Source organism: Maritalea sp., from assembly GCF_051251695.1.
Lineage (GTDB): Bacteria > Pseudomonadota > Alphaproteobacteria > Rhizobiales > Devosiaceae > Maritalea.
In genome coordinates, this window is sequence record NZ_JBPOEU010000020.1 from 14,450 (window position 1) to 26,568 (window position 12,119).

The 12,119-nt window shown below is 48.2% G+C and carries 14 protein-coding genes and 1 tRNA gene; 7 read left to right on the forward strand and 8 right to left on the reverse strand.

The annotated features are described in order from the left end of the window. Positions 1 to 138: 138 nt before the first annotated feature. Positions 139 to 696: a hypothetical protein gene (locus ACSHWX_RS12750; protein WP_435668603.1), complete on the forward strand. Its 558-nt coding sequence runs from the start codon at positions 139 to 141 to the stop codon at positions 694 to 696. Positions 697 to 1,139: 443 nt separating this feature from the next. Here ACSHWX_RS12750 and ACSHWX_RS12755 read toward each other — a convergent pair whose 3' ends face one another. Beyond that, positions 1,140 to 1,403, reverse strand: a complete 264-nt coding sequence (locus tag ACSHWX_RS12755; protein ID WP_435668604.1) for a hypothetical protein — start codon at positions 1,401 to 1,403, stop codon at positions 1,140 to 1,142. Positions 1,404 to 1,493: 90 nt separating this feature from the next. Between ACSHWX_RS12755 and ACSHWX_RS12760 the strand changes: the two genes are divergently transcribed. From ACSHWX_RS12760 to ACSHWX_RS12770, 3 genes are all read left to right on the forward strand, one after another. Continuing rightward, entirely contained in the window at positions 1,494 to 1,745 is a 252-nt protein-coding gene (locus ACSHWX_RS12760; RefSeq protein WP_435668605.1) for a helix-turn-helix domain-containing protein, read from the forward strand. 65 nt (positions 1,746 to 1,810) lie between these two features. Then, positions 1,811 to 2,023, forward strand: a complete 213-nt coding sequence (locus tag ACSHWX_RS12765; RefSeq protein WP_435668606.1) for a hypothetical protein — start codon at positions 1,811 to 1,813, stop codon at positions 2,021 to 2,023. A gap of 128 nt (positions 2,024 to 2,151) precedes the next feature. Beyond that, positions 2,152 to 3,759: an HsdM family class I SAM-dependent methyltransferase gene (locus ACSHWX_RS12770; RefSeq protein ID WP_435668607.1), complete on the forward strand. Its 1,608-nt coding sequence runs from the start codon at positions 2,152 to 2,154 to the stop codon at positions 3,757 to 3,759. Here the strand turns inward: ACSHWX_RS12770 and ACSHWX_RS12775 are convergent. Together ACSHWX_RS12775 and ACSHWX_RS12780 are read right to left on the reverse strand one after the other, a co-directional pair. Then, a complete protein-coding gene (locus tag ACSHWX_RS12775) occupies positions 3,756 to 4,886 on the reverse strand; it encodes a hypothetical protein (protein ID WP_435668608.1) in 1,131 nt (376 codons plus the stop codon). The two genes, ACSHWX_RS12770 and ACSHWX_RS12775, sit on opposite strands and share 4 nt — an antisense overlap. A 247-nt stretch (positions 4,887 to 5,133) precedes the next feature. Then, positions 5,134 to 5,210: transfer RNA gene (locus tag ACSHWX_RS12780), tRNA-Met, on the reverse strand. 237 nt (positions 5,211 to 5,447) lie between these two features. Between ACSHWX_RS12780 and ACSHWX_RS12785 the strand changes: the two genes are divergently transcribed. Further along, on the forward strand, positions 5,448 to 6,110 hold the full coding sequence (locus tag ACSHWX_RS12785; RefSeq protein WP_435668609.1) for an OmpA family protein: 663 nt from the start codon (positions 5,448 to 5,450) through the stop codon (positions 6,108 to 6,110). A gap of 86 nt (positions 6,111 to 6,196) precedes the next feature. On the opposite strand, the gene ACSHWX_RS12790 is transcribed toward ACSHWX_RS12785, so the two are convergent. Beyond that, positions 6,197 to 7,312: a quinone-dependent dihydroorotate dehydrogenase gene (locus tag ACSHWX_RS12790; protein WP_435668610.1), complete on the reverse strand. Its 1,116-nt coding sequence runs from the start codon at positions 7,310 to 7,312 to the stop codon at positions 6,197 to 6,199. Next, positions 7,312 to 7,650: a DUF952 domain-containing protein gene (locus ACSHWX_RS12795; protein ID WP_435668611.1), complete on the reverse strand. Its 339-nt coding sequence runs from the start codon at positions 7,648 to 7,650 to the stop codon at positions 7,312 to 7,314. The genes ACSHWX_RS12790 and ACSHWX_RS12795 overlap by 1 nt, the downstream gene beginning before the upstream one ends. A gap of 182 nt (positions 7,651 to 7,832) precedes the next feature. Here ACSHWX_RS12795 and ACSHWX_RS12800 point away from each other — a divergent pair, with 182 nt between their 5' ends. After that, positions 7,833 to 8,468 (forward strand): S24 family peptidase, encoded by a 636-nt coding sequence (locus ACSHWX_RS12800; protein ID WP_435668612.1) that lies wholly within the window; start codon positions 7,833 to 7,835, stop codon positions 8,466 to 8,468. A gap of 65 nt (positions 8,469 to 8,533) precedes the next feature. Here ACSHWX_RS12800 and ACSHWX_RS12805 read toward each other — a convergent pair whose 3' ends face one another. Beyond that, a complete protein-coding gene (locus ACSHWX_RS12805; RefSeq protein WP_435668613.1) occupies positions 8,534 to 10,141 on the reverse strand; it encodes a lysine--tRNA ligase in 1,608 nt (535 codons plus the stop codon). A 239-nt stretch (positions 10,142 to 10,380) separates the two neighbouring features. Here ACSHWX_RS12805 and ACSHWX_RS12810 point away from each other — a divergent pair, with 239 nt between their 5' ends. Next, the gene (locus ACSHWX_RS12810; protein WP_435668614.1) at positions 10,381 to 10,788 is read left to right on the forward strand and encodes a tellurite resistance TerB family protein; all 408 of its coding nucleotides are present in this window, start codon (positions 10,381 to 10,383) and stop codon (positions 10,786 to 10,788) included. Between the two features lie 90 nt (positions 10,789 to 10,878). Here ACSHWX_RS12810 and ACSHWX_RS12815 read toward each other — a convergent pair whose 3' ends face one another. Continuing rightward, entirely contained in the window at positions 10,879 to 11,259 is a 381-nt protein-coding gene (locus ACSHWX_RS12815; RefSeq protein WP_435668615.1) for a VOC family protein, read from the reverse strand. A gap of 68 nt (positions 11,260 to 11,327) precedes the next feature. Then, the gene (locus ACSHWX_RS12820; protein WP_435668616.1) at positions 11,328 to 12,068 is read right to left on the reverse strand and encodes a helix-turn-helix domain-containing protein; all 741 of its coding nucleotides are present in this window, start codon (positions 12,066 to 12,068) and stop codon (positions 11,328 to 11,330) included. Between the last annotated feature and the right edge of the window lie 51 nt (positions 12,069 to 12,119).

A 12,119-nucleotide genomic window follows, 5' to 3' on the forward strand; every position in this document is an offset into this window, starting at 1 on the left:
GGTGTCCGTCTTAAAAAAACGTCCCTCCCCCTGTGCCAATTGCCACATGGCATTTTCTTCCACTAGACCACCAACTTGCGTTTACGCCGCAATTAACTAATAGTGAGAGACTTTAGAATTTCCAGTTTCTGTTGAAAAATGTATTTGATTTCAGATTATCAAGAGACTGAACAGGCCTTTGAAGAATTCAGGCAGGCTGTCGTTCGTCAGGGGAGACTTCACCCAGACACCCATGTTGGTTGGCCTGGTGGTCACGTCATCAAAAACGTATACTGGTTCCAAAACGCCAACGTGTGGTGCCTTCCCTTACGTTCACCTCCCAAGAAACCAAACGAGTGTCGCCACTGGATTTGTTTTGGAATCTCCAACCCTGCTGAAGTGTCCCAACATTCGATTACGTTAGAAATCAACCCTCCGCACAGCGGCCAAGGGAAAGGTCCATCAGGCGCATTTCTTAAGGACGATCGAGGACAGTTGTATATTGCTCATTCTGGCAAAGTTGGTGGGAGCAAAAAGGGCATGACACGTGCGGCCTTTATAGAATTCTGCTCAGTTTCCAAAAAACAGTTTATAAATGAGCGCGGTCAAGACATGTTCATCTTCGGCCCCTTCTGCAGCAATAACTGGATTGATGACTTGAGCGTATTCATCCACGAAGTTGCAGCATTCAAGGAAAAGTTCAAAAAGTCACTGTAGCAGAGTGTTTATTCGTTCAACTATCGCACACCAAGTCGAATTGTTTGCATATTTATTTGAGAATGCCCGTGTGACCACATGCTCAAAATCTTGGCATTGACTTGCACGTTGGATTGACACGCTGACTAATCATCACACTTTCAGACTCGCCATCGTTTGAATTTAGCCAATCCAATCAATGTCTCCATCTTCACCATCACCTGTGGTTACTCTTATTGGGTGGCATGTGGGATAGTTCGCGGGTGATTAGGCGCTCTTTTTGGTGACATTCGTGTTGGTTACCTATCGAACACCTAATTCATGCTGACTACACGCAGAAAACTGAACCACGAGCACCAACGCGAATTTTGGTGCAATGACCACTCACATTTTGGACTAAATGGCACCACTGGCTCATTGTAACGCTGCCGCGCAGGCGAATGGCCGTGTAGGGCTTGGCTTGATTACAGACGCTTCATTAGCTCACGTCTGATCCTGCGCCACTTACCCTGCTCGAATGTATCAGTGTCTTGCTGTGCCCAATCTTCACGCGCTATCGCAGCATCCAGCGCTTTATCACCATGTTGTTCGATTAGGTCTTCGATGATCAGATCAATCGTTTCCTGTGGCAATAGATACGGCGCTACGAAATATGCGTACAACTCGAACAGCCCAATGGCTGCGATCAATATCAGAAAGGTGAAAAGCAAGTTGATGGTGTTGTCCATGGCAATAACTCAAAAAACAACTTTACAATAACCTAAAATGGGATAATTCCAAAATCGGATTATTTGTCGCACACAACGACAGGAATGTGTGTGCCCAGATCAATTCATTCAGACCAATACAAACGGCTGACCTCCATGCTGCTCGCCACGCGTAAGAGTGCTGGGCTGACACAGCAAGATGTTGCCGACAGATTAGGTAAACCACAGTCTTATGTAGCAAAGATCGAGGGCAACGAGCGCAGAATTGATTTAGTCGAGTTTGTAGCGCTAGCCGAAGCACTTGGCATTGAACCCAACACAATGTTCGCCAACGCGCTTTCAGCTATCTCCACTTCCAAATAGAGTTTGTCCCTGACAAGGCGAGATGGACTGTTTTATCGATTGGTTGTCAAAACATGGAGACGATCATGACTGAAATCATCACACTCAAGCAAATCTGCGAAGAACTGAAAATCGACCCCCGCGAAGCACGTGAAAAGCTACGTACAGCAGCACGCGACAAAAAGAAGTTTCCAGCACTGGCTGCACACAAGCCACGCACACCGTGGCAATGGGTAAAGGGAAGTGATGGTGAGGAAGCTGTGTTAGGGGTGATAAAGATGCAAATCACCTCAAGCTGAAAATGAGTGTTCGAGAAATTGCTTGCCACAGATTCATCCGCCACGCTAAACCAATAACACTGGTAAATTTATACACCATGCATATAGGTGCAATTCTTGCGCTGCTCAGCTTTTAACGAGGTCAAGTCATGAATTTTATGGAGTTTGAAACCGAGCAGAAGCTGCGCGGTGGCTATTATACTCCTGACGATTTAGCCCGGTTTTTGGCACGTTGGGTATCGCCAAATGCAGGCTCACGTATACTTGAGCCAAGTTGCGGCGATGGTGCATTCCTTTCTGCAATTGCAACGCAACACCGGTCGGCAACAGTAACCGCATTTGAATTGTCTCCAGAGGAAGCCCAAAAAGCCAATTCTCGTGCTCTTCAATCAGGCCTAACAGATTGCACGGTGCATCAAGAGGACTTTCTTGGCTGGGCTTTAGAAGCAAAAGGAGCTCAGTTTGATGCAATTCTTGGCAATCCTCCATTCATTCGTTACCAGTATTTACCTGCCAAGTTTCAACAAAACGCAGAACAAATCTTCAATAGACTAGATTGCAAGTTTACTAAGCACACAAATGCGTGGGTGCCATTCGTACTGGCGTCTCTTGATCTATTACGTCCCGGTGGGCGGCTCGCCATGGTCGTACCGTCAGAAATAGTCCACGTCATGCACGCACAGTCATTGCGCACCTATCTTGGCGAGCAATGCCGACGTATAGTGATTGTCGACCCGCAAGAAATTTGGTTTGAAGGCACACTGCAAGGAGCAGTGTTGCTCATGGCAGAAAAAAAGAAAACCCCAACATCACACGGCGAAGGACTTGGTATTCAGCGTGTTGCCGGCCGAGCATTCTTGAATAAAGACCCAGAAGTGATGTTCAACACGCCTCAAGCAATTAATGGCAGGACCGTACAAGGCAAGTGGACGCGTGCGCTCGTTCCACCAGCAACACTGGAAATCTTGGATAAAGTTGAGGCAAGCAACGACTTCTGTCGCTTCAATGAGGCTGCAAAGGTAGATGTCGGCATTGTCACTGGTGCAAACAAGTTTTTCCTTGTCACCGACGATGTTGTTCAACGATATGGGCTGCAAAAGTGGGCGCATCCGATGTTCGGTAGAAGCGACCATTGCCCGGGCGTAATATACGATGGCGAGCAGCACACGCGCAACGCTGCCTCTGGCAAACCGACCAACTTCCTATGGCTGGACAGCTCAGTTGAGGACAGTGTGGAAGGACGCGAATACATACAGTCTGGCGAAAACGAAAACTTTCATAAACGATACAAGTGTCGCATACGCAAACCTTGGTACACAGTACCTTCTGTTCATGCCACGGAAGTTGGGATGTTAAAGCGAAGTCACGATACACCACGACTGATCCATAACCGCATAGGGGCCTATACAACCGATACCGCCTATCGCATCCGAGCGCTACGTGGCACAGCACAGAGTTTAGTTTACGGTTTCTTCAACAGCCTTACAGCCCTCAGTGCGGAATTGGAAGGACGGCACTACGGCGGCGGCGTGCTGGAACTAGTGCCATCAGAAATTGAAAAACTGTTGCTTCCAAAGCCGGAAGGTATAGTGCCAGACATTGAACGACTTGATAGGATGGTTCGCGGGGGCACAGTAGCAGACACACTTGAAGTTCAGTCTGAGCATGTATTGAACGCTCTTTCAAAGGCAGAACAGATGGACTTACTTGCGTCGTGGAGCAGTTTACGCGACAGACGGCACCGACTGCCCGCCTAATCTATTTCTAGCGTAAAACGGGATGGGACTTCTGTCTCGCGATATAGCTTCATTACCCTACCAAGTAAATCCTCATGCGCGACTAGCCCTCGAGAATCACCCCAGTGAAGGCTCGTCATGCTATTGCGCTGTACGTAAGCGACTGTGTCCGTTCTTGTATTATGAGACAGTTGCAGCCAGTGTTCGCCGTAATTCACACCTTTTATGATCAAACATATTTTTGCCTCGGCCCTTTCAAGATGAGATCTTGCAGGCAATGGGTCTGCGGTCCAGACCAACGCCTCGAACACATTATCGCGAAAGTAATGTCGCTGGTCGATGCCTTGCCAGCCCCCTACTCCCAACAACATCGAGCCGGTGGGGTTGGTGTTAGCACCAGTAGGAATATTCAAATGACGGCGTGTCAAACCGTTGCTTTCCCAAACTTGTTCTGCTCTCTCGCGTATCACTTCGACAGTTTGGATCACCGGAGGTGCTGCTGGACGCGACACGCGCACAGGCGCCGTATGTAAGTCCATTGTAGGCACATTATCTAGCGCGCGGTCAGAGGAGCTTCCGACAAACTCAGGTAGACGTTTTTTTTGCTCGTCGATCAAGCGACCTGCTCGTTGCAAGTCAGCAAGCTGGGCAGCGTCCAAGGCGCGGATAACATTCTCAGGGTAATCCACAATCATTGCCGCCAACTTATTTTCTAACTCATCGATAAACGCTCCATCTACTTTCGGGTCCATCTCTTGTAACACGCTAGCTTCGATATTCGTTCGCAAGCCTCCCATGGTCAGGTTTGCACTTCCAAGTAGCAAATTTGCTTGAACGGACGAGCGGGCGTAATAGAGTTTTGGGTGAAAAATGCGCTGCCTAGTACCAGTATCGATCATGTAAGTTTCACAACCTATATCCAACGCCTTCTGGATAGATTGAACTGTGGTTACACCATTCCGAATACCAACAAAAATACGTGTGCGAGGAGCAATGCGGCTCAGTGAATCTTCAAGTAGCGATAAGCCGGCAGCTGTCATAAATGCCGTGCTGATAATCGCGACTTCCAAGTCTGGCAATCTTAGGACATCTTGTGCTGGTGTAAGGTGGTCTTCTTCACTTACCGCCTGTAGAATAAAATTTCTCATAAACAACTCAAAAATTATAACTATTAAGAACATAGTTGTAACGCTACTCGAAGTCCAGAATGCGCCTATCAGCAAAAAAGCAAATTAATTATCCAAATGCTTGAAGATGAGAGCCAACTCTCAATTAGTGCCACCTATTTGCATCCAACCTCACCTACAAAAAACCCAAACGCCACCCAAGGCAATCCACGCGCAAACACGCAAAGGCGCGCTCGCACCTAACAACCTGCAATGTATATGAGATTATTGGTAGCGGGAGAGGGACTTGAACCCCCGACACGCGGATTATGATTCCGCTGCTCTAACCAGCTGAGCTACCCCGCCACGGGGTGCAATGATCCATTTGAACCAAAGCTTGGTCAACCAAATCGCTATAACGATTGGATTGTTCGTGCGCGATATAATGCGGGGGAGCAAATCTTGTCAAGCAAAACTACCAAACAGAACGTCCCTTCTCCCCAAGGACATGAAAATATTAAGCTTCCCAACAAATTATTGATCTTTTTCTGGCCGCAAAGTCATGTATTATTGCACCAAATTTCGGCGGCAAAGGGACGAACAATGAAAAAACCAATCTTGATCGCGGCAATGACCGCAATGGTTCTTAGTGGGTGTAGCCCCACTTGGCTTAACAATGACAGCGGAAATCTACGTAACTCCGTTAAAGGTGGCGCTGCAGGCGCTGCAGCTGGCGCACTTGCCGGTCTAGTTTATGCGGGCGTAGCAAACAAAGACGCACGTAGCTCGGCTCTTATCGGCGCGGGTCTTGGTGCCCTCACCGGTGCTGGCGTTGGCATTTACATGGACAAGCAGGAAGAAGAACTGCGCGCAGGGCTTGCAGATTCTGGGGTTACAGTTACTCGTCAGGGCGACAATATTGTGCTTAACATGCCATCCAACATCACGTTTGGCGTAAATCAAGACCAAGTACAACCTCAGTTCCACAGAGTGCTAACATCGGTTGCGACTGTTTTGCAGCGCTATCCGAAAACGCTCGTGGACATTTATGGTCACACAGATTCTTCCGGTTCTAGTCAGTACAATATGGACTTGTCGAACCGTCGGGCACTGTCAGTCGCCAACTATGTTTCAGGTGTCGGCGTTGACCCAAGACGGGTCTATGTTACCGGATATGGCGAAACTCGCCCAATCGCATCCAACTCAACAGAAGCTGGCAAAGCGGCGAACCGTCGTGTTGAAATACAAATCGCGCCACTAACTTAATCCGCGATATTGATAGCTATGGCTCAACAAAAAGGCCGCCTTGTCATTGAACAAGGCGGCCTTTTTTATTCGACACTCACTTGACGCTAAATATGCGCTTTGCCGGTCGCCCAGCCTTCAACATCCGTTGATGTTAATTCAGACACGTTCTTCAAACGGTCCTGCCTCACTTTTTGCGCCATCCCATCTTTGATATCACGCAACATTTCCATGCCGCCAAAAACCAGCGCGCTATAGAGCTGTATTGCGTTTGCCCCGGCTGCAAATTTGGCAATCGCTGATTTGGCATTGTGGACACCCCCAACGCCGATGATGGGCATATCATTGCCAACACGCATTCGCATTTGGGCCAACCTTTGGGTTGAGAAATTAAACAGTGGCTTACCACTCAAACCCCCTGCCTCATCCACATGCTCAGAACCCGCGATTTGTTCGCGGCCTAATGTGGTGTTGGAAATGATCAACCCATCAAGGTCAACGCTTTTGATAACCCCAACAATCTCATCCATCTGTTTTTCATCAAGATCAGGCGCAAGCTTTAAAAAGACCGGTACCCGAACCGATGCTTGCGCGCGGGCGTGTAGCGCTTCGCCCAACAACCGTTTAAGCGCCTCACCGGACTGCAAGTCACGTAAACCAGGCGTGTTCGGTGAAGAAATATTCACTGTAAGATAATCAGCGACAGGCGCAAAAAGGCGCACACCTTCAACATAGTCAGCAACAAAGTCTGAACTGTCTTTGTTAGCACCAACATTTACACCAATTGTTGAACCTACTTGCTTCTTATTTGTTAGCCGGTCATAGGCCGCTGCATGGCCCTCATTATTGAACCCCATGCGGTTGATCACGCCTTGCTTCTCTGGCACACGAAACAGCCGGGGCTTGGCATTACCCTCTTGTGCCCGTGGGGTAAGCGTTCCCACTTCAGCAAAGCCAAAACCGATATCGCAAAGTTGGTTTGGCACTTCTGCGTTTTTATCAAAACCAGCCGCCATGCCAATTGGGTTTTTAAGCGTTAGGCCAGCAATTTCTGTTTCAAAGAAACTTGGATCCGCCAACTCTTCTGGTGCTACAGCACCAAGCTTTATCGCGTTGATCGTCAATCGGTGGGCTATTTCTGGGTCAAGCTTAAGCAACGCCTCCCGGCTAAGGTTTTGCACCATGGGTTGGCTTAGTAGCCGCGAAATATGGGAAAATACCATTATAGCCCCTCCGGCAACACAAACACGCCATCTGCGTCAGTTTTCAATTCATGCTCTGCAACAATCGCATCAAGTGACAAATCAGCGTAAAGATGCGGGAACAGGGAGCCACCTCGTGACTTTTCCCACTTTACATCCGTTCCGATCTTATCTGTTTCAACGCTAAGCAACACCAGATCGGTTTGACCAGCAAAGTGCAAACTCAAAGTCTTGGCAAGTTGATCAGAAGTCGAAAAATGGATATACCCATCCGTGATATCAATTGATTCGCCGGTGAAAACGCCATTCGCTTTGGCGGCTTGCCAATGCGTTAAAGAACAAACTTTGTAAATCTTCATGATCAACCACAATTTTACCCAATAATTGCTTGGGGCTTAGGGCTATTTGCATAAATGTGCAAGGAAAAGCGGCCAATTTTGGCTTTGTTGCTTTACATTCGTGTTAAGGAAAGTTAACAACGATTAGTAGGATTTTTGTCCTTTTGGCCAGAAACTATTCCTGTGTATGATATGGAACACATATGATTACCCATCGCGCAATTTGGTCTGCCATTGATACGCTGGCACAGCGTCGGGGCCTCTCTGTGTCTGGCCTTGCCCGACTTGCGGGGCTTGATCCAACAGCGTTTAATCCATCCAAACGTGTTTCAAAAGATGGGCGAGAACGTTGGCCTTCAACTGAAAGCATTGCCAAAACACTGGGTTCCGTCAATGAAAGCATGGATCAATTTTTAGCCGGAGGTGGCGTTTATGAACAAGCTGATGCCCACAAAGCAGCCGTACCACTTCTAGGGTTTGCCCAAGCTGGTGCTGGTGGTTTTTTTGACAGTGGTGGATTTCCTGCCGGGCAAGGCTGGGACGAGGTAAGTATTCCTGTTGGCCCAAACTCCAGCACATATGCATTGGAAGTAAGCGGCGAAAGCATGTTGCCGCTTTATCGGGATGGCGATGTGATTATCGTTTCACCGGACGAGCAAATTCGTCGAGGTGATCGAGTTGTTGTGCGCACATTAGATGGCGAAGTGATGGCCAAAATTCTACATCGCCAGACCGCAAACACTGTTGAGCTACATTCGCTGAACCCTGAGCATCCGCCCCGCAGCCTTTCGGCTAAAGAAATCGACTGGATCGCCCGTATCTTGTGGGCCAGCCAATAAAATCTGGTAGCAAAAACCCCACGTCTTCTCAGACGCAGGGTCTTTTATAATTCATCGCTGTGGTCTTAGACAAACTTGCCATTCAGCGCCTCTTTGATCAGCTTTTTGGTTTCTTCCACCCCATAAAGGGCGATGAAAGACCCAAATCTTGGCCCTTGGTCCTGACCCAGCAACACCTGATAAAGCGCCTTGAACCAGTTTCGCAACGGGTCAAATTCGTGCTTTTTACCGATCTCAAACACAAAAGTCTGGATCGCATCCGCGTCGGTGCCATCGCTGATTTCATCCAAGCGTGATGCGAGTTCGCTCATGGCAGCCGCTTCCTGCTCGGTTGCCGCGCGGAACTTCTTTGTTGGCTTCACAAAATCCGCAAAATAGCGAATGGCGTAACCAACCAATCGATCTAGTTCAGGATGCGTTTCCGGCGTTGCGTCCGGCGCATAACGAGAAATAAAGCCCCAAAGCACGCCACTGTCTTCTGCGTTTGCAGCAGATACCAAATTAAGCAACAACGCAAAACTGATCGGCAAATCATAGGCAAGTGGAAGCTCCCCACGGATATGGGTTGCTGGGTTTTCTAACAATTCGGCTGACGTTTGCTTTTCCGCCGCGCGAGAAAACGCATAGAACTCATCAACGGCTTTCGGGATGACGTCAAAATAAAGCTTTTTGGCAGTCTTTGGTTTTTGGAACATGAACAGCGCCAAACTCTCCGGCGAAGCGTAAGTCAGCCAATCTTCCATCGACAAACCATTGCCTTTAGATTTTGAAATCTTTTGACCCGTTTCATCCAAGAACAATTCATAGCTCAAACTCTCTGGTGGTGTTCCACCCAGAACGCGCACAATACGCGACGACAGGCGAACGCTGTCGATAAGGTCTTTACCCGACATCTCGTAATCAATGCCAAGCGCATACCAACGCAGTGCCCAGTCGGCTTTCCACTGACATTTCACAGCACCGCCCGTCACGGATACAGTTACTTCTTCGTCGGTTTCCGGGTCCAGATAAGTCACGGTGCCAGCATCCACATCCCGTGCAATCATCGGCACTTGCAGAACTTTGCCAGTACGTGGGCAAATTGGCAGAAATGGCGAGTATGTTTTTTGTCGCTCTTCGCCCAATGTTGGCAAAATGACTTTCATGACATCGTCATAAACTTCGAGCATGCGCAGCAGCGCTTTGTCTAAAACACCAGACGTATAATAATCTGTTGAACTCACGAATTCATATTCAAAGCCAAAGTCATCCAAGAACTTCTGCAAGCGCGCATTATTGTGATGTGCGAAACTTGGATATTCATCCGAAAACGGATCCGGCACCTTGGTCAAAGGCATACCAATATATTGTTCCAAATGCTCGCGATTTGGCACGTTGGCAGGTACTTTACGAAACCCGTCCATATCATCCGAAAAGCAAATGATCTTCGTCGGAATTTTGTCTTCGGTTAGCAATCGAAATGCCATACGCACCATGGATGTACGCGCAACCTCACCAAACGTGCCGATATGCGGCAAGCCAGACGGCCCGTACCCTGTTTGAAACAGCACCTCGTCCTTGGGCGATTTTTCCAACCGTTTGACAATCTTCTTCGCTTCTTCAAATGGCCATGCACGCGCATTTGCGGCGTTTGCGAAAAACTCAGCGTCAAAGATCGTTGGGGTGTTTGCCATTTGGCTGCCCTTTGGTTGGAAAATGAAGTGTGTGATATGACCGCACCAGCACTAAAACGACTTTAGACCAGCGCTTGTGGCGATTTCGCACACCTTAGCAACATCGTCAATGCTCTATGGGCAACCTTGTCAAAGCACAATGGGACGCCGCCAGTTCAAATAGTTCACTCGATGCCTTGTAATTGGTCATGAACACCCCTAGTTTTTGGCCAGAAAATTCGAACCAAATGAGGGCTCTCATGTCACTTTCGCCTCAAGAAGCACTAGTTTACATTATGGTTGTTGTATCAGCAGCCGACCGTCGCATGTCAGACGAAGAATTGGGGCGCATTGGATCTGTTGTTCGCAACTTGCCAATCTTTAAAGAATTTTCCCAAGACGCACTGACATTTGTTTGCGGCCAATGCGCAGATATTTTGGACGATGATAATGGCATGAACAATGTGTTGGACATCATCGCAGAAACAGTGCCCGCAAAACTGCGCGACACGGCGTATGCAGTTGCCGTCGAAATCGCAGCGGCAGATCTTGACATTCGCCCCGAAGAAATCCGCATTTTGGAATTGCTGCGCGCGCGTCTGAAAATCAACAAACTGACATCAGCTGCCATTGAACTTGGCGCTCAAGCACGTCACCGCACGGTTTAAAACGCAACATGGGCAGCCGTTGGGCATGCCCATGTTTTTACACTTTCTGCTAAAATTTGGACCACTTAGCTAGCCCAAACAAACAAGAAGTCACTTCAAAGAATTAAGCCCAAACAAGTTGCCTTCAGTGTCTTGGCACAATACAACCCAGCCAAATTCACCGATTGAGAATTTTGGTCTAATGACCTTACCACCCGCGCCGGCAACCCGCGCTTCTTCTACCGCACAATCTTGAGCAGAAAAATAGACAACTGTGCCGCCCATGCCCGGGCTGGCATGTTCTGACTTTGTCAAAGCGCCGGCGGCACCGTATGAGCTCATGTCAGCAGGAAAACTCATCATTTGTGTTTCACCCGTCGGGTCGCCCATCGGCTCAAGCGTGCGGCCCAAAACAGTTTCATAAAATGCCACTGCGCGATCCAGATCGTTTACATAGATGTCGAACCATCCAACTGCGTTCATTTGTGTCATATCCAACTCCTATTGGTTTTGATTATGACAAATACCTAGCAAGTCGCATTTGGTGTGTATTGTAGATATCAGACATCAAACTTATGAGAATATTTTCCTGGCGTGTAACCCGTTGCTTTGCGAAATGAATGTATGAAGTGCGACTGGTCAGCATATGACAATGACGGATCGCCGATCAAAGCTTGCTGCAAGCGCAGCACCTTTAAAAAATCATGCGGCGTGAACCCTGTTGTTCGTTTTAGGGTACGCTGCAGCTGACGAGCGGACATGCCTGAAACCTCTGCCATGTCTGCGACCGAATAAATATCATCAAGATGCTGAAAAATCTTTTCCGTGACCGGGTTCGCGACAACTAGCTTTTGCTCAATTAACTTTTCCACCAACCCGACCAAAACCAATTGCTTCGCGGCAAAGTCAGCGTCAGCAAGCTCTTGGTTTATCTCAAGCAGTGGAAGGTCGCCGTCATATGGTTTCCCCACCATGCCGTAAGAAGCCTGTTCACGGGCACTCTGCCAAACGCCGGGCAAAAATCGAATATTGGCATAGTGAAACACCTTGCCTAAATTAAGCTCTTCGGACGAAGCACGCAGTTTTGTTAGTCCCGCGACATTCACATTCAATTGGTCGAAGACGATGTAAGTACAAGCATCTGGCAATGCATGAAATCGATAGTCATCTAAAAGTTCCCCATCAGTTTTTAACTCCAAAAACCGATGTACTATTCCCCGCAAATGACTTGGTGGCTCAGCTTCCACAAACTGCACCGACTGGGCTGTTTTCTCTTTGCTGTTTCCTTTTGGATCGTACATGCCAGTTGTGCTTCTTACGCTGCGTTGTTGGTTTCAGTTACACATTTAACC